Genomic DNA, 20,987 nt, shown 5'->3' with positions numbered 1-20,987 from the left:
GGCGGAGCGTAGGCAAGCGAAGCACGAGCAGGCCGATCGCCGAAAGGATGCGCCGCCGACGAGCCACCACACGCTACCCCCGTGTCCGCATCCACACAACCCAAGGGTAGCACGAGGGAATGAAGCGAAGGTTTCAGTGGTGCGTACGATCGTGTCGAGCGAAGTCCATTTCGCGAAGCGATCGTCGCCAGGTATCCATCGGACCTACCCGCGCACGATGAAGCGCAGGGCATAGACGAGGGCGGTAAACGAGATGAGACTCACCGCGTAGAACACCACGAACCACAGCATGCGCCGGTTTCGCCCCGACGCACCCGAGGATTCGTTACCCTCCGAGCCGCTCCCGCCGGGGTCGGCGCCGCGTCCGGCGTCCCTCAATGTCCGTAACCCCCCGCCTGAATGTCCTCGGCGACTTTGCCGCGAAACACCCAGTAGGCGTAGGCCGTGTAGGCGAGGGTCAAGGGCATGACCACGGCATAGCCGACAAGGGCGAATTGCAGGGCGCTGACGGCGTTGGCGGCCTGCCAGATCGTCAGGCGCGGCGGTACGATGTAGGGGAACAGGCTGATGGCGAGGCCGAGGAATCCGAGCAGGAACAGCGCGATGGCGAGGAGGAACGGCGCGAGATGCCGTCCTCCCGCGAGGGCGCGGTGGATGCCCCAGGCCACCAAGGCCGTCACCGCCGGCACGGGCGCGACGTAGAGGATGTTGGGCCAGGACACCCAACGCCACTGGATGTCGAGGCCGAGGAACGGCACCCAGGCGCTGACGATGGCCATGCAGGCGACGGTGGCGAGAAGAAACTGCCGGCTCTTGCGGCGCGCCCAGATCTCGAGCTCGCCCGAGGTCTTCATCACGCACCAGGTGGCCCCGAGCAGCCCGTAGCCGCAAACGAGGCCGATCCCCGTCATCACGCTGAACGGGGTCAGCCAGTCGAGGGTCCCGCCGGTGAAGCCGCGCCCCTCCGTCTGGAAGCCCTGCACGAAGGCACCGAGTACCAGTCCCTGCGCGAAGGTCGCCACCAGGGAGCCGTAATGGAAGGCGTAGTCCCACAGCGCCTGCGAACGTTCCGCCTTGAACCGGAACTCGAAGGCGACGCCCCGGAAGATCAGCGCGATGAGCATGAGGATCAACGGCAGGTAGAGGGCCGGCAGCAGGATCGCGTAGGCGACGCTGAACACCGCGAACAGGCCGCCGCCGCCGAGCACCAGCCACGTCTCGTTGCCGTCCCAGATCGGCGCCACGGAGAGCATCATCCGGTCGCGCCAATTCCCCTTCCGGGCGGCGGTGAAGAGGATGCCAACGCCGAGGTCGAATCCGTCGATGACCACGTACATGGCCACCGCGAGCGCGAGCAGTCCCGACCAGATCAGCGGCAGCCAGAAGGCCGGCCCTTCGTAGTCCATGCCGAATCCGAACATCCGACCGCGCCCCCGTCGTCATACTCCCGACGACAGGTTTAGCCGCACGATCCCCGCAATGCCAACCGGACCCCGCCGGGGCGCTACCGCGACGCGACGCCCCGCCACGGCGGCTGCCGGTCGGCCTCGGCCAAGGTATCGGCGGAGGCCGGACGGGTCGTGCCGAGGCGCCGGACGAGGCCGTCCACTCCTTCGCGCACGAGCTGTTCGCGCGGTTCCGCCGGCATCGCGTCGAAGGCGGCCGCGAGAGCGTGGGCCGGCGCCTGCGGCGACACCGCCGGGAGGGTCGGCACGGCGTCCGGGCGGTCCCTCAGGAGCGCGAGGTAGGACAGGCCGCCGATCACCACGGCGGCACGGATGAGGAACAGCATGACTCGGTCCAGGGTCCGTACGGGGCGGCGACGAACAGCGTGAACTCCAGGAACGCACGCGAGTGGTAAAGCAGACATGAGCCGGTCGACACGACTCGTCGCGATGGTGAACGGCGTTTTATTGGGTCTGAGATCGAAAGCGTCGTCGGCTTTGTGGGGCCGATACGATCAGGAGCCGGGCGTCACCGGATTTTTCGGGCGTGCCGCCGCGAGAGCCATCCGTCTCGGACGATGCGGTTACTTTCCGGAAAGCATGTGGAGACGTGCGGCACCCCCCTCGCAAGACTCGCTTAAGTCGGCTCTGCGACGGTTCGGTCAGTCGAGTTCAGGTCGAGCCCGAGTTCAAGTCGAACCAAGGGGCGTCGGACGGGCCGGTAAGGCCTCCATCCGCGCTGTGCGTGTCGGTATTGCGTATCTACGGTGCCCTGGCGTCCCTCATCGATACCCGTTTGGCGGGTCTCGTCCATGAGTCGGTGATCGACGACGCCGCCGTGCGGTTTCGTCATGAGCGCTTCCTCGTCTCGCGCCTGGCCACCGGTTTGGTGATGATGCTGGGTCTGCCGCCCTACCTGCTTCTGCGGGGCGTGCCGAGCGGCATCGAGGCCCTCGCCATCGCCAGCCTGCTGCTCCCGGTCTTCGCCGCCGTCCTCCTGTCGCGCACCGGCATCCTCTGGGTGGCACACGCGATCTCGTCGGCCGGCCTCACCGGCCTCGTGGTCTGCCTCGCGATGATGACGGGCGGCGCCAACTCCGCCGCCGCCATCTGGCTCGTGGCGATTCCCCTCGAGGCCGTGGTCTCGGGCTCGCGCCGGGCAACCCTCGCGGCCGCCATCGTGGCGGCCCTCGGGGCGCTCGCCGTCGCGTTCCTGCCGCCGCTCGGCGTCAGCGGCGTCCTGATGGAATGGTCCCGGACCCTCGCCATGCCGGTCTTCGCCATCACGGCCATCGGCCACATCACCGCCCAGGCCATCGAGCACTTCCGCCACGAAGGCCGGTGGCTCGCCAAGCTGCGCGACAACGAACTGCGCGATCGCATGCTCCTGTCGGCTATCGACGACCTCGTGACCTGGCACGATTGCAACGGACGCGTCATCGAGGCCAGCGCGTCGTCGGCCCGCTTCATCGGCGCCGAGGCAAGCCGCCTGCGCGGTCACGGCCTCCTGGAGCGCGTTCATGTCGGCGACCGGCCGGCCCTGCTTCAGACCCTCAGCGACGTCGCCGCTCACGGCGTGCCCGCCACGGTGCAGTTCCGTCTCCAACTCGACGCCGCCGCCGTGCGGGCCGAGGGGGCCCCCCGCGTGATCTTCGCCGAGATGCGGGCCCACCGCATCGACGCCGCCCGCACCGGCCTGCCCAATGCCCTGGCTTCCGGCTCGAGCGTCGTCGCCGTGACCCGCGACGTCACGGAGCACCGCCGCCACGCCGAGGAATTGGAGCGCGCCCGCGCCGAGGCCGAGCGCGCCGACGAGGTGAAGAGCCGCTTCCTCGCCACCGTGAGCCACGAGCTGCGCACGCCGCTCAACGCCATCATCGGGTTCTCGGAAGTCCTGGCGGGCGAGGGCGCCATGACCATCGGACCGGAGCAGAGCCGAGAATACGCTGTGATCATCGGTGATTCGGGCAAGCACCTCCTCGACGTGGTCAACACGCTCCTCGACATGTCCCGCATCCAAAGCGGCCACTTCGATTACGCGCCGGAGACCTTCGACCTCAACGCCCTCGTGCGGACCTGCTGCGACCTGATGCAGCTCAGGGCCGTGAAGGCCGGCGTGGTCCTCGTCCGCTCCGACGATACCGCACCGATCCACATCACGGCCGACCTGCGCGCCTGCCGGCAGATGATGATCAACCTCCTGTCGAACGCCGTGAAGTTCACGCCGTCCGGCGGGCGGGTGGAGGTCGCCATCCGGCAGGCTGGCCATCACCTCGATCTCATCGTCACCGACACCGGAATCGGCATCGCGGCCGACGATCTGCCCCGGGTCGGCGACCCCTTCTTCCAGGCTCAGAGCGACACCCGCCGCTCGCACGAGGGCACGGGCCTCGGTCTCTCCGTGGTCCAGGGGCTCGTCGGCCTGCACAGCGGCGCCATCGCCATCGAGAGTGTTCCGGGCCAGGGCACGAGCGTCATCGTCACCCTGCCGGTGACCTCCCGGACGCAGGCCAACCTCGCCGGTCCGGCCCCGATCCGCACGGCTTCACGCGTTCCCGGCGCCACAGACACGGCGCGGTCGCCGGCGCCGATCCGTCGGCCCATCGGCCTGTTCGAGGCCTCGTCCGAGCCCGTCCGCGAGAGCTACGTGCCCGACGGAGGTTCGCCCCTGCGGCGTGCCGGATAGGACCGGCCCATCGTCACCCAGAGCGGCCGGACCCGGCCGCTTGCCCCGACCCCCCATCCGCGTCCCGTGCGCGGGTGGGGCGGCCCAGTTTGAGGGAGCCGCCATGCGCGATCAGCGCGAGATCATCGTCCCGCCCCAGCCGCGCGGACCCCGGGCCGATGCCGCCACCCGGCGTCAGCGCGCCGGCGCGAGCGCACGGCCGGGCGGATGGCGGTCCGATCTCGGCGCTGTCGTGCGTTGGGCCGGTCGCCTGTGCGTGACGCGACCCGGCGATGTTCTCGGCTTCGTCGTCGTCGTCGGTGCCGCGGGATTCATCTCCTTGAATGCGCTGGGTTATCAGATGGGCCGTCATCCGGCCCCGATCTTCCCCAAGCCCGCGCCGCGCCCGATCGCGTCCGCGCCGCGCTCGATCACCGAGAAGCCGCCCGCCCGCCGGATCGAGGCGAACCGGCCCGATGCCGGCGAAGCGGCGAGGGCTGCCGTTCCGAAGGCGGCGGTTCCACAGACATCCGCCAAGGCGGACCCCGCCAGCGCCGAGCCGTCGAAGCCGGATGCACCGAAGTCCGAACCTGCGCGGATCGCCCTCATCCAGCCCGCGCCGCGTCCGGTCTCCCGCGACACCATCGGGGAGATCATCCGCGAGGGCGAGACCACGGCGTCCGTTACGCCGAAGGCCGATCCGGCGGTGGCGAAGGCGCAGCGTGCCCTGGTCAAGCTCGGCTACGGACCCCTCAAGGCGGACGGCGTCCTCGGCACCGGCACTCGGGCGGCCATCGAGCGGTTCGAGCGCGACCGCAAGCTTCCGGTGAAGGGCCAGCCCGCCGGCCGCACCCTGCGCGAACTCGCGGCTCGCGCCGCCGCATCGCCGGGCTGATCGCTTTCGCGGGAAATCCCGCTATAGCCGGGCGATGGCTCGTCTGCGTTCGGATTTCTGGGTCTCGGCCCATCTGCGCCGTCTCGGCATCGAGGGCATCGCCGCCGTCCAGCGGCGGCGCGGCGCGGCGGAAGCGGGGGCGATCTTCGTCAAGGTCGACCGCCTCGACGGCCGCGCCGACCTCTACGGGCCGGCGCCCCAATCCCTCGTCGATACGGACGGCGACACGGATCGGCGCTTCGTCGCACTGATGCGCGAGGCCGAGCCCGCCGATGTCGAGCTCCGCATCGGCAAGGAGGTGCGGTTCGATCACGATCTTTGGATCGTCGAGATCGACGATCGCGCCGGCCGGCACCTCCTCGATCTGGCCGAGTAGGCGCGCTCCGCCCGTCGAGGAACGCTCAGGAACTCTGGCGCAGGCGACCGGGGAGGGCGGGGCGAAGGGGCGCGCGCTCGGCGGCGGCCGGCGAGACGCGCGGGCGCGCGGCGTCGGGGGCGTTGTAGGGCTGGTGCGCCCGTGCATCGCCCGCGCGCTCGGGCAGGGCGGTGTCGAGAATGGCGGCGAGCAGGCTGCGCGCGGCGGGGCGCTGAACCTTGCGGAACAGCTTCACCAGGTCGAACACCCGGTCGACGGAGCGGGCCACGGTCTCGTTGAGGGTCAGGAAGACGTAGACGGCCTCCTCCTCGTGAAGGCCCGCGGCACGCAGGGCGAGGGTGAGCAGGTCGTAGCGCAGGTGCGGGTCCGGCGTCGCGGCCAGGAAATCCCGGCGCAGGCCGAGCATCTCGGCGAGCGCTCCGATGAAGCCGGCGATGTCGCCGCGTCCCGAGAAGCCTGTCAGGATCGCGCCGGCCTCGCGCGGCGGCGGCGGGCATGGGCGCAGGGCCGCGGTCGCGGCCACCGCCTCGCCAATGGCGTCGCGCCGGGCTTCGTCGGCGTAGAGGAACAGGGGCGACAGGTCCGCCGGGACGAGGTCCGTGCGCGCCAGGAGCGCCCGGCCGAGGTCGGCCGACCGCCGTCCGCGCCCGACGAGGCGGGCCAGGGTCTCGGCCCCGAGGACGATGTGCGTGTTGCCCGCGAGCGCCAGGTCGACTTCGCCGACCGCACGGGCCGACAGGGCGTTGACGGTGCTCCGGTCGATGTCGGGACGCGCCGCGATGGCGCCGCCCAGATCCGTGCCGTCCGAGAGCGCAGCCTCGATCACCGTCGGGGTGAGGGTGGGCGCCTGCGCGATCACGGCGTCGCGGACGGCCCCGCCGCGCGCGGCCAGGATCGCCAGGATGCCGGGCGGCGTTTCCGGGAAGGCCGCGAGCTTGCGCGCGACGATCTCGGCGGTCTCCTCGTCGACGATGGGGATGAGGCCGCCGGCCAAGGCCTCGAACGCTTCGAGGGTCTTCCGGTCGCGGAACGGTGCGGACAGGAACAGATCCGTCTGCACGCGCAGGATCACGGGTTTCAGATCGAGGGTGTCGAGGCGCGACAGTTCGATCAGGCCGGAGAGGTCCGGCGCATCGTCGACAGATGGGTGCATGGCACTTCGATTACGCAGAACTCGCTGTCCCGAGACTTAGCGTGTTTGCGTGAATCAGCCTTTAAACCCCCGGGGGTGGGCGCGTGTCGTCCTGCGCCATCCCCGCAGATCACAGGGTGTCCATCGACCCGTGATCCGCCGTGGTGTCGCGACGTCTCACACGACGCGGCGATCCTTCCCGTCGGCCGCCTTGTCCACGGCCTTGGGCATCGGAAGGACCACGGGTGTCGACGTGCCGGCCGGCATCGGGTTCGAGGCGGCGGGAATGCCGGACGCCGCGGGGGAGGACGTCGTACCGTTCAATCCAGCAGGCACCGGCGGCTGGGCCGGCACCGGCGGCTTGGCGGACTCCGGCGGTCGGGCCGGTTCCGTGGGCTTCGCGGCGTCCAGGGGCTTTGCGACTTCGATGGGCAAGATCGCCCCCTCCGGCGGCTCGGCCTCGTCCGTCCCGGTCTCCGAGGGGCCGGCCAGAACCTCCGTCGGGGTCTTCCACACGAAGGCGTCGAGGCGGCCGGTGACGGGAGAGACGGGGGCCCAGCGCTCCGATGCGATGCCGTCGGCGATCCACAGGGGGTCGCGCGGGGCATGAGCCGCGCGGGAGAGCCACTCGCGCGAGCGGCCCGTGCCGGCGCCGTGTTCGGCCTCCTCCAGGCGCGCCATGGCGAGGCAGGCCCGCACGGAGGGCCGGTCGGCGAGCAGCGGTGCGAGGGCTTCGCGGGCCTGGGTGAACTCGCGCGCCTCGTAGGCCGCCTGGGCCATGGCGAGGCGAGCCTCGGGATGCCACGACGACAGCCGGGCCAGGGTCTCGGCGCGGGCGAGGCGGTCGCGCACGGAATCGCCGGTGCGCAGGGTCAGGTAGGCCTTGGCGAGATCCGGATGCGGACCGGCGCGCCACGCGGCCTCGATGATCTTGGCGGCCTTCCGCAGGTCGCCGCGGCGCGCGAGCAGGCGCCCGGCCAGAGCCGCCGCCGGTACGAGGTCGGGGGCGAGCTTGACCGCCCGCAGTACCCGCTCGGTGGCGGCTTCCGGCTCGCCGGCTTCGCGCTCCTGCGCGGCCGCGGTGAGGAGCACGGCGCGCTGACGGCGGGCGAGACCCTTCTCGATGAGGCCTAGGGAGGCACGGCGCTCGACGGTTTCCGTCGCGCCGCTCCAATCGCCGTCGGCGCATTGGGCTTCCAGAACGGCCTCGTTGGCCCAGGTGACGCTCGGTGCGAGGCGCGCGGCCTCGGCCGCGTAGGCACGGGCGGACACGTCGTCCTCGCGGCGACGGGCCTCGACGAAGAGGCCGCGTAGGCCGAGCACCCGGGTCTCGGGATCGTCGACCATGCGCTGGAACGCCGATTCGGCGGCCTCGCGGTCGCCCGAAATCTGTGCGGCCTGGGCCTTCAGCAGCAGGGCGAGGGGCTCGGCACCCAGCAGTCGTTCGGCATCGTTGGCGTGGCGCCGCGCCGCCATGGGATCGCCGGAGCCCACCGCGACCATGCCGCGCGACAGGGCCGAGTAGCCCTTGGCCCGGCGCCGGTCGCGCGAGCCGCGCACCAGGGCCTCCGGCAGGGTGATGAGACCGCGCACGATGGCCCAGATGAAGCCGACCACGATGGCGGCGATGAGGACGCCGATCAGCGCGATGGCGAGGCTGGTGGCGACTTCGTAGCCGTTCCACACGATGGTGACGGAGCCGGGATGGTCGGCGACCCAGGTCGCGCCGTAGGCGGCGACGGCGAGGAGGGCCAGGAAGGCGAGAGCGCGCCACATGGGATCAGAAACTCCTGGGCGTGGGGCCGGTCGAGCCGGCGGCGCCGTAATCCGGGAACGGGAGCTTCGGATGCTCCCGTCGATTCATTCGTCGGTGGCATCGGGCGGGGATACCGCCGCGACGGGGCCGTGCCTTACCGCGACGGGCCCACCGCGGGCAGGCCCTTGAAGGCCTCCGCGAGCAGAGCCTGCGCCGCCTCGCCGGCCGCTGCGCGGGACTTCAGCTTGGTCCCGAACTCGCCGGCCTGGGCGCGGACATCCTCCGGCAAGGCCGCGAAGGCCTGGGCGGCTTCCGCGACGGCGCCCCGGTCGAGGGCGTCCTGCACCTTCGGCAGCGGGTCCGCGGCGGGCGCTGCGCCCTGCGCCGACGGCGCCGCGCCATCAACCTTGCGCACCTGCACTATGGATTCGGCCATGCTCATCAGCTTCTGGCTGAAATCGCCGGTCTCGGCTACCGAACGCACCTGTGCGGAGCGGCGGGCCGCCGCGATCGTCTCGGACACGGTGCGGAATTCGGCCGCGAGGGTGCGGGCCGTCGGGGCCCCGCGATCGGCGAAGACCGCCACGGCGGTGAGCCGGGCCGGATCACCCGGCTCGTAGTTGCGCAGGGCGGAAAGGGCGTCGGCGTAGGGCGTTCCGGCGTTCAGGGCGGTCACGATCCGGTCGGCCGAGACCACCCGCAGGGCGGCTTGAACGGTGGCGACCTCGGCGCGCTCGGACAGGGCCTTGTCGAGGCCGGCGATCCTGTCGCCCTGTGCCTGAAGCTGGGTCTGAACCTGACGCTCGATGCCCTTGGCGGCTTCCGCGGCTTGAGTCTTGCCGGCTTCCGCCGCCTGCTGGCTCGCCTGGGTGGCGGCCTGGACCTTGGCGTCGAGGGCCTGCTGCGCGTCCGTGAGCTTCTGGCCGAGGGTGCGCGTCGCCTCGGCGTTGGTCTTGATTGCCTCGGCATTGGCCTTGGCCCGGTCGTCGAGGGCGGTCTGAAGCGCCGCGAGCTTCGGGGTCAGGTCGGGCTGCTCCGTGGGCTTCGGCACGGCGGCGATCTGGGCCTCCACCGCCTTCAGGCGCTCGGCGAGGGCCGTCACCTGCGCGGTGTCGTTGTTCGCGGGCGCCACCGCCATGCGGGCCTCGCCGCCCTGCTGGCCTGGCTCCTCCTGGAGGGCCGAGACACGCTGGTCGAGGCTGTCGAGGCGCGCGGCGACGTCGGGCGGCAGGGTCGCGGTCGCCTGCGGCGCGGTGCCGTCGCCGCTGGGAACCGGCGCGGCGCTGGCCTTCTGCAGGGCCTCGCGGGCCGTGGAGACGGCCTCCGGCACCGCCTTGAGGGCGGTCTCGTTGGACGCGACGCGCTGGGACAGGCGCGCGACCTCGTCCTTCGGCGCCAGCGCCGCTATGCGCTGATCGAGGGCGGCGAGGCGTCCGTCGTCGGCCTGAGGCAGCACGCCCGCGCGTTCGACGGCGAACAGCAGAGCGGCTCCGATGACGCCGCCGAGAAGGCCGGCGGTGGCGACGGAGCCGAAGCCCGGCCCACGCGCCGCCGGTGTTAGCGGAGGCGTCGGCGCGATCTTCGGCGTGGTTCCGCCGGACCCGGCTTTCGGATCGGCCGCCTTGGGAGTCTCGCCAAACTTGCCGGTATCCGAAGGCTTGGTGCCGGCGTCGGGTTTGACACCATCTCCAGGCTTGGCACCATCTCCGGGCTTGGCGTCCGCCGGCTTGGTGGCGACACCCGGCATGATGCCGGCGCCCGTCGCCGACGCTTTCTGGGCCGGTGCCGGATCGGGCAGTCGCTTGGCCTTCAGATCGATGATCGGACCGTCCGTCGCCCCACCGGACGGCTTTGCCGCGCCCTGCGCGCCGCTCGGGAAGGTCGCGGTCCTCGGCGAATCCTTGGGGGGTTCCCTGGAAGCGTCCGGCTTCGGCGGCTCGCTCTTGCCCACCTCGCTCTTGCCGATCTCCGGCTTCGCGTCCTTCGACAGGTCGGCGGACCTTGCCGGCTCCGGCGGCTTCACATCCGCGGGCTTGTCGCCACCCAGCACGCCGGACGCAGCGGCTTTCGGGGCGTCGGGGGATTTGACGCCGTCCAGCGGCCTGGCATCCTTGCCCACGGGCTGGGCGTCCTTGGACGCTTCGGGCGGCTTCGGCGCACCCGGCTGGCCGACGCCCGCAACGGCGGGCTTGGTGTCACTCGTGGAGGGGGCGGTCTTCGGGGCATCGGGCTTGCTCGGCGACGCATCCGGCTTGGCACCAAGGGCGTTCGACGTCGGTGCGTTCGACGTCGGTGCGTTCGGCTTTGCCGGCTCGGGCGGGCGCGTGCCGGACGCATTGCCCGGGCGGTTGGCGTCGCTGTTGGGTGGTTTCACGGTTCGTTGCTCCCTTCCCGACGCTGCCGTCGTCACCCGACACCGGTTCGGTGCCCCCGGGTTCGGCGATCGCAGCCCAGCTTATTCAGATTCGTCCTAGCATCACGGCCCGCGCCGGAGCGAGGCCCTTCCGTCAGGTTCCCGCCACCAAACCCGCCAGAAGGCTCTCCTCGTCCGGCCGTGCCGCCACGAAATGCGCGTCGAGACCCGCCGCGGCCAGGGCGGCGGCCACGTCACTCGACAAGCAGTAATGCTTGAGCGCGCCGAAGGCTCCGCTTCGGCCCGCGCGGCGTGCCAGAAGTTGTGCGGTCTCGGCGCTGCGGCGCGAGTAGTGCAGCACCGCGTCGAGGGCGGCCGGATGAGCCGCCAGTGCCGCCGCCACGGCCGGCGGAAGCGTCGCCTCCGCCACGGCTGCGTAGGCGATGGCGGCGGTGACCGCATATCCCGCCGCCCTGAGGGAGGCGGCCGGCTCGGACTTGCCTTCGGCGCCGGCGACATGGAGGAGGGCGCTGCCAGCCGGCAGGGTGGCGCGGACGAGGGCGGACAAGGCGGCGGCGTCGCCCCCGGCCTCATGCACCGCTTCGAGCCCGGCCCGGCGCGCCAGATCCGCCGTCCGCACACCTACGGCGAAGACCGGCAGGGCGGCGAACCGCACCCGGTCCGCCGCCGTCAGGGCCGCGATCGCATTGGCGCTCGTGAGCAGCAGGCCCGCATGGGCGCCCTCGGGCAGGGCTGCGCCCGTGGGGCGGATCGTCAGCACCGGCGCGACCAGAGGCGTATGGCCGAGCGACCGGAGTCGCCGGCTCGTTCGCGTCGCCCCCGGCTCCGGCCGCGCCACCCAGATCCGCATTCCGCCGAAACCTCGTCCAGTCGTTGCCCTACCCCTCGTTGCCCTGATAGCGCCAGCCCGGCTAGGATGCATCCGACGCAGAAGCTCGCCGCCGCAGCCGGTGATGCCTTGACGCGGCATCCGCAGGTTTCAACCGTGCCGCAGGAACGTACCCGCTCCATGACCGTCCGCATCCCATGAACGTCCTGATCCCATGAACGTCCTCGGCATCGAAACGACCTGCGACGAGACCGCCGCCGCCGTGGTCTGCCCCGGCGAGGGCGGACGCGGACGCATCCTCTCCAACGAGGTCCTGAGTCAGATCGCCGAACATGCGGCCTATGGCGGCGTGGTACCGGAGATCGCCGCGCGCGCGCATGTCGAGGTCTTGGACCGGCTCATCCTGCGCGCCCTCGACGGCGCCGGCCTGCGTCTGGCTGAAGTCGACGGCATCGCGGTGGCGGCCGGCCCCGGCCTCATCGGCGGCGTGCTCATCGGCCTCGTTACCGCCAAGACCCTGTCGCTGGTGGCGCGAAAGCCCCTCATCGCGGTCAATCACCTCGAGGCCCACGCGCTCACGGCGCGCCTCACGGACGGGATCGGCTTCCCCTATCTCCTTCTCCTGGCGTCGGGCGGCCACACTCAGCTGGTCGCGGTCAAGGGCGTCGGCGATTACGTGCGGCTCGGCACCACCATCGACGACGCCATCGGCGAGGCGTTCGACAAGGTCGCCAAGCTCCTGGGCCTCGGCTACCCCGGCGGGCCGGAAGTCGAGCGCCTGGCCGAGACCGGCGACCCCGAGCGCTTCGCCTTGCCGCGGCCCATGCTGGGCCGGCGCGAAGCCAACTTCTCCCTGTCCGGCCTCAAGACCGCCCTGCGGATCGAGGCCGAGAAGCTCGCTCCGCTGTCCAGCGCCGACGTCGCCGACCTGTGCGCCGGCTTCCAGGCGGCGGTGGTCGACGTGATCGTGGATCGTCTGCGGGTCGCCATGCGCGACTTCGCCGCCGTCGCCGGGCATCCGACGGCGTTGGTCGCCGCCGGCGGCGTCGCGGCCAACGGCGCCATCCGGCGTGCCCTCACCACCCAGGCCGGGGAGGCAGGCCTCGCCTTCGTGGCGCCACCCATCGCGCTCTGCGGCGACAACGGCGCCATGATCGCCTGGGCGGGCATCGAGCGCCTGCGCCTCGGCCTCGTCGACGATCTCACCGCGCCGGCCCGTGCCCGCTGGCCGTTCGCCGAGCCCGTCGCCGCGGCCTGACAGGAGCGCCGCATGAGCAAACCCATCGCGGTGATCGGCGGCGGTGCTTGGGGCACGGCGCTCGCCAACGCCGCCGCCGGCGCCGGACATTCCGTGACCCTATGGCTGCGCGACGCCGAGGCCGCCGCACGCCTCGAAGCAACCCGCGAGAACGCACGCTACCTGCCCGGCGTGCCCCTCCACGCCTCCATCCGGGCCACGGCCGACGCATGCGCCTTGCGCGACGCCGGCACGGTACTCATGGTGACGCCGGCCCAGACCCTGCGGACGGTGCTCGCCGACCTCGCCCCGTCCTGGGCCCCCGGGACGGCGATCGTCCTCTGTGCCAAGGGGATCGAGCGCGGCAGCGACCGCTTCATGAGCGCCGTCGCCGCCGAGATCCTCGGACCGGACGCCCCCGTGGCGGTCCTGTCGGGCCCGAGCTTCGCGGCGGACGTCGCCCGTGGCCTGCCCACCGCCGTGACCCTGGCGGCCGCCGACGCGGGGCACGCCGCGCGTCTCGCCACCGCCCTGTCGGGGCCGAACCTGCGCGTCTATCACACGGACGACGTGCGCGGCGTCGAGGTCGGCGGCGCCGGCAAGAACGTGCTCGCCATCGCCTCCGGCATCGTCGCCGGGCGGGGCTTAGGCGAATCGGCCCGGGCCGCCCTCATCGCGCGGGCGTTCGCCGAGCTCATGCGCTTCGCCCGCGCCTACGGCGGGCGCCCCGAGACCCTCATGGGGCTGTCGGGCCTCGGCGATCTCGTGCTCACCGCCTCCTCGCCGCAATCGCGCAACTTCGCCTTCGGTCAGCGCCTCGGGGCCGGCGCCTCGCCCCAGGACGCCGCCGGCGGCAAGCTCGCGGAGGGTGCCTACACCGCTGCGGCCCTGGTCGCCCTGGCGCGGGCGCGGGCCGTCGAGATGCCCGTGGCCGAGGCCGTCGCCGCCGTCGTGGCGGGCGAGGCCAGCGTCGAGACCGTCATCGCCGCGCTCCTGGCGCGCCCGCTCCGCGGGGAGGCCGAATGAGGATGGGGCCGATCCATGCCTTCCTCGCCGGCGAGGGATCGGACGGCGAAGGACGCCGTCTCGCCGACGTGGTCGCGTTCGGCGACGCCCGGATCGAGGGCGTGCACGATTTCATCCAGTGGTGCTTTCCACTGCGCGAGGCGAGTCTCGCCGTGCCGGGCGCTCCCGTGCTGACCCGCGCCGAGGCCGAGGCGATCCGAGCCGACCCGGCGGCGCTCTCGGGTCTTCGGGCGGCGCGTGATCGCATGATGCGCTTCTATGGGGACACCAACGGCTGGCTGCGCGCCCACGATCACAACCACCTGCGCATCACCCGCATCCTTCGGGCTCTTCGCAATCTGTTGGGATCACGGGAGGCGCAAGCGTTTCACGCCTTCGTGACCGCACGCAATGCCGAGGCCGGCGCGCCGATCAATCCGGACAGCCTGCGCTACTGGGCGAACGCGCTCTCGGGGGACTGACGGCCACGCTTCCCGGATGGTATGGCACCCGCCGTTCCCCGGAGATCCGCATGGCCCACTGGCTCTACAAGTCCGAACCCGCCACGTGGTCGTGGGACAGCCAAGTCGCGGCCGGGGCCGCCGGCACCCACTGGAACGGCGTGCGCAACCATGTGGCCAAGAAGAACCTGCAGGCCATGGAAGTCGGCGAGCTGGGGTTCTTCTACCATTCCAACGAGGGCAAGGCGGTGGTCGGCATCGTCGAGGTGATCCGCCCGTACTACCCCGACGATTCCGACGCCACGGACCGGTTCGGGATGGTGGATCTGCGCGCGGTGGAAGCGCTCCCCCGGCCGGTCACCCTGGAGGCGATCAAGGCCGAGCCGCGCCTCGCCGCCATGGTGCTCGCCAACAATTCCCGCCTGTCGGTGCAGCCGGTGACGGAGGAAGAGTGGGCGATCGTGCGGGCGATGGGCGGGCTCGGCTGATGCCTGACCTCACCCTTGCCGCTGGGCCTGCGTCACCGCCACGTGGATGAGTTCGGCGAGCGTTCGGACGCCGAGCTTCTGGCGCATCTGCGAGCAGGCGTTGGTGACGGTCTTGTAGCTCACCGACAGGTCGCTCGCGATGGCGCCGTAGGACTTGCCCTGAGCCAGACGCGCCAGGATCTGCTGCTCCCGCGGCGTCAGCTGGGCCTCGGGCGTGCGGCGCGGGTCCGTGCGCAGCATGGCGACCTCCGTGGCGAGGCGCCGGTCGAGGTAGACCTGTCCGGCACGGACCCGGTCGAACGCCTCGAACAGCTCGCCCGAGGCGTGGTCCTTCAGGACGTAGCCGAGCGCCCCCGCCTCCAGCGCGCGGGCGACGATGACCGGATCGTTGTGCATGCTGAACACCAGGATCCGCACCTGCGGATCGACGCCGCGCATCCGGCGGATCAGCGCCAGGCCGGCGAGCCCGCTGCCCTGGAAGGTCAGGTCGCAGATCACCATGGACGGCTTCAGGCGGTGGAAGGCCCGATAGGCCGCCACCACCGTGGTGGCCTCGGCGATGCGCTCGATGCCGGCATCCTCCAGTACGCGGCGGCAGCCCTGGAGCACGATGGGGTGATCGTCGACGACCAGGACCGGGGCCCGGAGGGAAGTGGTGTGGATCGCGTTCATGCGGCGGGGATCGCGCTCGAGTCCTCGGACCGTTCGGACTCGAACGGAATCATGATCCGGACAACCGTCCCGGGCCGGCCATTGTCAAGCGCCAATGTGCCGCCCAAGGCCTCGACGCGCTCGCGCATCCCCGACAAACCCAGCCCGACCCGGTGGTCGGGCGTGATTCCGCGGCCATCGTCATGCACTTCGATGGCGAGGTGCGATCCGGAACCGTCCTGAACTTCGCCCGCCTCCACGGTGACGCGCGCGGCCCCGCCATGCCGAACGGCATTGGTCATGCTCTCCTGGATGCAGCGGAAGACCGTGAGATCGGTGACGTCGCCGTAGCCGGCCCCAAGGCGATCGAACGTGCCCGTGAAGGCCGTCCCCGAGTGCCGGCGGGTGAAGTCGCGCAGGAGCAGGACGAGGCAATCGGGCAGGGGCACCTGACCCAGGGCATGCGGGCGCAGGCGGTTGAGGAGGTCGCGGTTGAGGGTCTGGACCTGACCCACGATGGCGCTGATCTCCTCGGCGCGCTGGGTCAGCTTCCCCCGGTCCGGCGCCGCCTCGGCGGCGGCCATGCGGATCACCGAGGCGGCGTTGGCTTCGAGGGCGAACAGGCAGGGGCCGAATTCGTCGTGGAGCTCGAGGGCCGTCGCCCGCCGCTCGTCGTCCTGGGCGGAGAGGAGCTGGCGGTTGAGGCGCCCGTTGGCGGCACGGGTTTCCGACAGGGCCTGGGCCACGCTGTTGAAGCGGGCGGCGATGACCGCGAGTTCGCGCGAGGCCGGCGGCGCGAGGCGTGCGGTGTAATCCTGCCGTTCGAGCTGGGTCAGGCCATCGGCGACCTGCGTCAGGGGCGCCAGCACCCGGCCGAAGGCGACGTAGAGGGCGGCAAGTAGCCCGAGGCTGACGATGAGGCTCGCCAGCGACAGGGAGACGGCGTAGCCCCAGACCTCGTCGATCTCGTCCCGCGGCTGGGTGGTGATGCGGGCGGTGCCGAGGCGCTGGCCCTGGACTACGATGGGCAATTCGTGCTGGCGCGGCTCGGGGGCGATGAGGGCGACGAACCAGTGTGGTGCGTCGTAGGCGTCCCGGCGCTGGCGATGCGACGGTGCCGGGACGACGGCGCCCGCCGCGTCGAGGACGGTGACGCGCACGTGGCGCAGGCCCTGCACACGCAGGCGCAGGGTCTGCAGCAGGGTGTCGGGCGAGGCGGCCTGCGCCAGATCGATGGTGTCGGAGACGAGAAGCTCGACATTGGACAGGGCCGCCTTCATCTCGACCTCGACGGCGGAGCGCGCGTTCAGCACGATGACCCCGCACGAGAGCAGGGCCGCCAGGAGATCGATGGCGATGACGAGGACGATCATCCGCGTGCGGGTCGGCCAGCGTGCCCACAGGGTGGGGCGGGCCGCCCAACCGGGCGGGCTCGATGCGGGGGCCGTCGTCATGGTGGGGGTGCCGGGAAGCGGATGAGGGACGTTCCACTTGTAGCCGAGTCCGGGCGGGATGGAACGTGTAGCCCCGCGCCGTCCCGTCCCGATGAATCCGCGGGGATCCGGGACCGGCTCGCCGCATTCCTCGACGATCCGGCCACCCGGTGGAGTCTCGGCGGATTCGGTGCCGGGGCCGAGTTCGGTCGTGCGCCCGGCGAGGCCGTCGCGACCATGGGGCGTTTCGGCCGGCTGACGTGCCGCGGCGCCCTGATGCTCGCGCCCGCCGACGACCTCGTGCCGGTGGCCTACGAAACCGGGTTCCGTGGCGGCTGGAGCCATGCGGTCGCCCTGTGCCTGCCCGTGGGGACGGCTCTGGTCCCGGGGCCGGAGGTGGTCACGCCGCTCGGGCCCGACCTCGCGGCTGCCCGGCCCACGGATCGCGAGGCGTTCCTGTTCGACCTCGGCCTCGGGCTGCCTCAGGGGTCGGCCTGCCTGCGGACCCGCGATCCACGGATTCTCGACAATCTGTGGGGAGCTTGCGGCGGGGCGGCCTTCGCGCCCGGCAGTCCGGTGCCGGGGCTCCTCGTGGAACGCCGGCTCGACGTGGTGATGACGACCCGTCTCGGGCGGATCGAGGTCTTCGGCGGTCCCGTCGGCTCCGGCGCGGCCGCGCCGCGCGCCTACGTCGCCCCGGAGGTCGTACGGGCGCGCCGGACCCATGCGGCGACCGCGCCGATCCCCTCCGGTCTGGTTCCGTGCGCCCATCTCCATCCGCCACACCCGTGCCGCGACGCGAACGGGCGACCGATCGCGTTCGACCGCGCGCACCATGACGCGTTCCAGGCGCTGCTGACGTGCTGGGGCGATCCGGGCCGGGTCGCCCTCAAGGCCCGGCTCCTGGCGGGCGAGGCCTTGCCGAAGGGCGCCGACCGCGCGGACCGCGGCGTGGCCCGGGTGGTGGCGGCGCAGGCCGACTTCATCGAGCGAGCGTCCTAGCCGGGGGCGCGACGCACCTCTGCAAGATGGTGCCTGCGTCGTCCCGGGACGTGACGAAGACGAACCGCGATACCACTCCTTAAAGCCTCCGGACTAACACAGATCTAATCCGGGTAATCTCGGGCTTCGACTGTCGATACGGTGCCGGACATCTTCATGCCCCATTGTCGGGATCAGTTCACGGGCACGGCACCGCGTCATCGACCGGACGCGACCGCCGGGTGTGTTCGGGATGAGTCCACGCTGATGTCGATTGCCATCGATCCGACCGAGCGGCGCATCGCCGCCGAAGGGCGCGCGCCCGCCGAGCCCAAGGCACCATCGCGCGTCATGCGCGCCGCGCTGATCGCGGTTCTGGGCGGTGTCGGCCTCGTCGGCCTGTCCGCCGGGGCGTATTCGATGCTCTCGGGTCTCGCCGGCCCGCCGCCGTCCAAGGTCCGGATCGGGCGAATCTCGGCCGATTGGCCGGATTTGCGCGACGGCGTTCCTGCCCTGGCGTCGTCCCACCGGCCCTCGGGTCCGGTGCCGGCGGAGGCCGATCCGCTCCCGGTTCGAGCCGTCGTCGCGCCGGTCGAGGCCAAGGCCCAGGAAGCCAAAGCCTTCGAAACCAAAGCTCTCGAAGCCAAAGTCGTCGAAGCGAAGGCGCCCGAGACGAAAGCGGTCGAAGTCAAGCTTCTCCAGACCAAGCCTGCGGACGTGAAGGCTGTCGACACCAAGCCGGTTCAGGTCGCCAACATCGCGTCGCCTTTGAAGCTCGCGCGCCTGCCCCCCATCGAGAATGCCGCGACGGTGCCGTCCGCGCCCGCCGTCGCCCTCGTGGAGAAAGCCCGCACGGCCCCCCTCGTCGCCCCGACTCCCGTCGAGACCACCCGCGCCCGTGCCACGACCGGCGGCACCTTCGCGGCCCTTCCCCCGGCGTCGGCCGAAGCCGGGCCGAAAGCGAAGCCCGCCCCGGTCGTGGCACGGACCAAGCCCGCCGGCAAAACGGTACCGGGTGCCTCCGAAAAGGTCGCAGCCGCGCAACCGGCCCAGGCCGCAGAGCCGGAAGCCGAGGAGACCGAGATGTTCGGCATGAAAGTGCCGTCTCTGGCCCCCGTCGGACGCAAGCTCGTCGAAGGCGTCGAGGCCCTCGGAAACGCGGTCAAGCGCTTCCCCGAACAGTTCTGAGAACGACGTCGGCACAGGCCTGCTGTCATCGGGTACGATGAGTTCAGGCACCGAGCCACTGCAATCAATATCGTCCGCGTCGGCCCGAACCCCCGCGCATCGAAGTTGAAGGCGTTCGCCGTGGAGCTTCGGTCGGTTCGAAGGCCGGCTTCGAGGCCTCCGCGCGGGTCCTGCGGTTCAGGTCCGGAGGGGATCGAACGAGCACGACCCGGTGTCGGGACGTGCTCGCGAGGTGACGGTCGCTCACCGAAGAGCAGCCGGAGGGCCTCGGGCTACTTCGTCCGGGCGCGCGGCTTCTTGCCGATCTCGCGCTCGTGACGGGCGCCGCGCGGGCTCTTGAAGCCCTTGGGGCCGCTGGCCTCCTGATCGCTGCCGGGACCGTCCAAGAGCGCTTCCACCTGGATTTCGGGCGAGCCGTTCTTGGCAAAGGTCTGGGCGAAGCGGGACGCTGCGCCGCCGCGCACCTCGAACTTGGTCTCCCGATCGAAGATCCGGATGGCCCCGATCTCCTGGCGCCCGATGCTACCGCGTCGGGTCAGCATCGGCAGCAGGCGGCGCGGGTCGGCGTTGTCGCGCCGGCCGAGGTTGAGTCGGAACCAGACAGACGGACCTTCCGCGTCGATGCGGGCGGTGTCGGCGGGGTCGTAGACCGGCCGGGCCTTGCGCTCGGGGCCGGCGCCCGGATCGGTGACATCCTCGGGCTCGGGCAGGCGCGCCCGGTAGATTCGGGCCAGCGCCGCGGCGAGCTCCTGCGGCGTGCGACGGGCCAGCAGGGCCTCGCCCATGGCGACATCCTCCTCGGCCGGGGCATCGGTGAACAGTGGGTCCTGCCACATGCGTTCGCCGTCGAGGGCGCGGATCTCCTCGGCGGTGGGCGGGCCGGCCCACTCGGCGTTGACCTTTGCGATCATCAGCATCTGCTCGGCGCGGCGACGCTTGGAGGCCGGGATCAGCAGGACGGAGGTGCCTTTCCGTCCGGCGCGGCCCGTGCGGCCGGAGCGATGCTGGAGCACCTCGGCGTCGTGGGGCAGGTCGGCGTGGATCACCAGGCTGACAGTGGGCAGATCGATGCCGCGGGCGGCGACATCGGTGGCGACGCACACCTTGGCGCGCCCGTCGCGAAGGGCCTGAAGGGCGGCGTTGCGCTCGCCCTGGCCGAGTTCGCCCGACAGGGCCACGGCGGAGAAGCCGCGCTCGGTCAGCACCGCCTGGAGGTGGCGCACGGCGTTGCGGGTGTTGCAGAACACGATGGCGGTCGGAGCATCGGTGAAGCGCAGGGTGTTGACCACCACGTGCTCCAGCTCACGCGGCATCACCCGAACGGCCCGATAGGTGATGTCTTCGTGGCCGCGCTCCTGGCCCTTCACGGCGATGCGCAGGGCGTCGTTCTGGTAGCGCTCGGCCAGCGTCGCAATGGCTTTGGGCAGGGTCGCCGAGAACAGCAGCGTGCGCCGCTCCTTCGGGGTCACCGACAGGATGAATTCGAGGTCGTCCCGGAAGCCGAGGTCGAGCATCTCGTCGGCCTCGTCGAGGACGGCGACGCGCAGATCCTGGGTGGCGAGGTTGCGGCGCTCCAAGTGGTCGCGCAGGCGGCCGGGCGTACCGACGACGATGTGGGCGCCGTCGTTGAGCTGGGCGCGTTCGCGCCGCGGGTCCATGCCGCCGACGCAGGAGATCACCCGCGCGCCGGTCTCGGCGTAGAGCCACGTCAATTCACGCTCGACCTGGAGGGCGAGTTCGCGGGTGGGGGCGATGACCAGGGCCAGCGGCGCGCCGGCCGGACCGAAGCGCTCGGCACCGTCGAGCAGCGTGTCGGCGAAGGCGAGGCCGTAGGCAACGGTCTTGCCCGAGCCGGTCTGGGCCGAAACGAGGAGATCGCGCCCCTGCGCGGCGGCTTCGATCACCGCATTCTGGACGGGGGTAGGGTCTGCGTAGTCACGCGCGGCCAGAGCTCGGGAGAGCGGGGCCGGCAGGGTCGGAAAGGGCACTGAGGAGCCTTGCGGGCAAACAGGCTGGAACCCGCCGGGGATGGCCGCGCTAAGCGCGGATCGATCCCCCGGATGCGTGATTC

The 20,987-nt window shown here is 71.6% G+C and carries 19 protein-coding genes; 9 read left to right on the top strand and 10 right to left on the bottom strand.

The window, feature by feature from the left end:
- Positions 1-204 precede the first annotated feature (204 nt).
- The 3 genes from ASG60_RS22600 to ASG60_RS08420 form a co-directional block, all read right to left on the bottom strand.
- Complete coding sequence (locus ASG60_RS22600) at positions 205-378, bottom strand: hypothetical protein (RefSeq protein WP_156368925.1); 174 nt, start codon at positions 376-378, stop codon at positions 205-207.
- Positions 375-1,421 carry a cytochrome d ubiquinol oxidase subunit II gene (gene cydB / locus ASG60_RS08425; protein ID WP_056384996.1) on the bottom strand — a complete coding sequence of 349 codons (1,047 nt, stop codon included), beginning with the start codon at positions 1,419-1,421 and terminating at the stop codon, positions 375-377. The genes ASG60_RS22600 and cydB overlap by 4 nt, the downstream gene beginning before the upstream one ends.
- A gap of 83 nt (positions 1,422-1,504) precedes the next feature.
- Positions 1,505-1,792, bottom strand: a complete 288-nt coding sequence (locus ASG60_RS08420) for a hypothetical protein (RefSeq protein WP_056260545.1) — start codon at positions 1,790-1,792, stop codon at positions 1,505-1,507.
- A gap of 398 nt (positions 1,793-2,190) precedes the next feature.
- On the opposite strand from ASG60_RS08420, the gene ASG60_RS08415 reads away from it, so the two are divergent.
- The 3 genes from ASG60_RS08415 (at position 2,191) to ASG60_RS08405 (ending at position 5,381) form a co-directional block, all read left to right on the top strand.
- A complete protein-coding gene (locus tag ASG60_RS08415) occupies positions 2,191-4,131 on the top strand; it encodes a PAS domain-containing sensor histidine kinase (RefSeq protein ID WP_056384995.1) in 1,941 nt (646 codons plus the stop codon).
- A 103-nt stretch (positions 4,132-4,234) separates the two neighbouring features.
- Positions 4,235-5,005 carry a peptidoglycan-binding domain-containing protein gene (locus ASG60_RS08410; RefSeq protein WP_056384992.1) on the top strand — a complete coding sequence of 257 codons (771 nt, stop codon included), beginning with the start codon at positions 4,235-4,237 and terminating at the stop codon, positions 5,003-5,005.
- A gap of 34 nt (positions 5,006-5,039) precedes the next feature.
- A complete protein-coding gene (locus ASG60_RS08405; protein ID WP_056304436.1) occupies positions 5,040-5,381 on the top strand; it encodes a DUF1491 family protein in 342 nt (113 codons plus the stop codon).
- Positions 5,382-5,406: 25 nt separating this feature from the next.
- Here ASG60_RS08405 and ASG60_RS08400 read toward each other — a convergent pair whose 3' ends face one another.
- The 4 genes from ASG60_RS08400 to ASG60_RS08385 form a co-directional block, all read right to left on the bottom strand.
- Positions 5,407-6,534 (bottom strand): DUF2336 domain-containing protein, encoded by a 1,128-nt coding sequence (locus tag ASG60_RS08400; protein WP_056169859.1) that lies wholly within the window; start codon positions 6,532-6,534, stop codon positions 5,407-5,409.
- Positions 6,535-6,690: 156 nt separating this feature from the next.
- The gene (locus ASG60_RS08395; protein WP_056304435.1) at positions 6,691-8,289 is read right to left on the bottom strand and encodes a heme biosynthesis HemY N-terminal domain-containing protein; all 1,599 of its coding nucleotides are present in this window, start codon (positions 8,287-8,289) and stop codon (positions 6,691-6,693) included.
- Between the two features lie 134 nt (positions 8,290-8,423).
- The gene (locus tag ASG60_RS08390) at positions 8,424-10,643 is read right to left on the bottom strand and encodes a hypothetical protein (protein ID WP_056384990.1); all 2,220 of its coding nucleotides are present in this window, start codon (positions 10,641-10,643) and stop codon (positions 8,424-8,426) included.
- 133 nt (positions 10,644-10,776) lie between these two features.
- Positions 10,777-11,493: a uroporphyrinogen-III synthase gene (locus ASG60_RS08385; RefSeq protein ID WP_056384988.1), complete on the bottom strand. Its 717-nt coding sequence runs from the start codon at positions 11,491-11,493 to the stop codon at positions 10,777-10,779.
- A gap of 193 nt (positions 11,494-11,686) precedes the next feature.
- Between ASG60_RS08385 and tsaD the strand changes: the two genes are divergently transcribed.
- Genes tsaD through ASG60_RS08365 form a run of 4 tightly spaced genes read left to right on the top strand, consistent with a single transcriptional unit; the run spans position 11,687 to position 14,663 of the window.
- Positions 11,687-12,730 carry a tRNA (adenosine(37)-N6)-threonylcarbamoyltransferase complex transferase subunit TsaD gene (gene tsaD / locus ASG60_RS08380; RefSeq protein ID WP_056384986.1) on the top strand — a complete coding sequence of 348 codons (1,044 nt, stop codon included), beginning with the start codon at positions 11,687-11,689 and terminating at the stop codon, positions 12,728-12,730.
- A 12-nt stretch (positions 12,731-12,742) separates the two neighbouring features.
- Positions 12,743-13,735, top strand: a complete 993-nt coding sequence (locus ASG60_RS08375; protein WP_056359355.1) for an NAD(P)H-dependent glycerol-3-phosphate dehydrogenase — start codon at positions 12,743-12,745, stop codon at positions 13,733-13,735.
- The gene (locus ASG60_RS08370; protein ID WP_056384984.1) at positions 13,732-14,196 is read left to right on the top strand and encodes an opioid growth factor receptor-related protein; all 465 of its coding nucleotides are present in this window, start codon (positions 13,732-13,734) and stop codon (positions 14,194-14,196) included. Before ASG60_RS08375 ends, ASG60_RS08370 begins: the two co-directional genes overlap by 4 nt.
- A gap of 50 nt (positions 14,197-14,246) precedes the next feature.
- A complete protein-coding gene (locus ASG60_RS08365; RefSeq protein WP_056384983.1) occupies positions 14,247-14,663 on the top strand; it encodes an EVE domain-containing protein in 417 nt (138 codons plus the stop codon).
- A 9-nt stretch (positions 14,664-14,672) separates the two neighbouring features.
- On the opposite strand, the gene ASG60_RS08360 is transcribed toward ASG60_RS08365, so the two are convergent.
- The gene (locus ASG60_RS08360; RefSeq protein ID WP_056169834.1) at positions 14,673-15,335 is read right to left on the bottom strand and encodes a response regulator transcription factor; all 663 of its coding nucleotides are present in this window, start codon (positions 15,333-15,335) and stop codon (positions 14,673-14,675) included.
- A complete protein-coding gene (locus ASG60_RS08355; protein ID WP_056169831.1) occupies positions 15,332-16,768 on the bottom strand; it encodes an ATP-binding protein in 1,437 nt (478 codons plus the stop codon). Before ASG60_RS08355 ends, ASG60_RS08360 begins: the two co-directional genes overlap by 4 nt.
- Before the next feature lie 216 nt (positions 16,769-16,984).
- Between ASG60_RS08355 and ASG60_RS08350 the strand changes: the two genes are divergently transcribed.
- Together ASG60_RS08350 and ASG60_RS08345 are read left to right on the top strand one after the other, a co-directional pair.
- Positions 16,985-17,749, top strand: coding sequence for a hypothetical protein (locus tag ASG60_RS08350; RefSeq protein WP_056384981.1), 765 nt, complete (start codon positions 16,985-16,987; stop codon positions 17,747-17,749).
- A 246-nt stretch (positions 17,750-17,995) separates the two neighbouring features.
- Positions 17,996-18,916: a hypothetical protein gene (locus ASG60_RS08345; RefSeq protein ID WP_056384979.1), complete on the top strand. Its 921-nt coding sequence runs from the start codon at positions 17,996-17,998 to the stop codon at positions 18,914-18,916.
- Positions 18,917-19,188: 272 nt separating this feature from the next.
- Here the strand turns inward: ASG60_RS08345 and ASG60_RS08340 are convergent, their stop codons facing one another.
- The gene (locus ASG60_RS08340) at positions 19,189-20,904 is read right to left on the bottom strand and encodes a DEAD/DEAH box helicase (RefSeq protein WP_056169822.1); all 1,716 of its coding nucleotides are present in this window, start codon (positions 20,902-20,904) and stop codon (positions 19,189-19,191) included.
- Positions 20,905-20,987: the final 83 nt, after the last annotated feature.

The organism is Methylobacterium sp. Leaf469 (assembly GCF_001424745.1).
In the GTDB taxonomy this organism is placed as follows: Bacteria; Pseudomonadota; Alphaproteobacteria; order Rhizobiales; family Beijerinckiaceae; genus Methylobacterium.
This window is presented reverse-complemented; position numbering and strand designations above follow the sequence as displayed.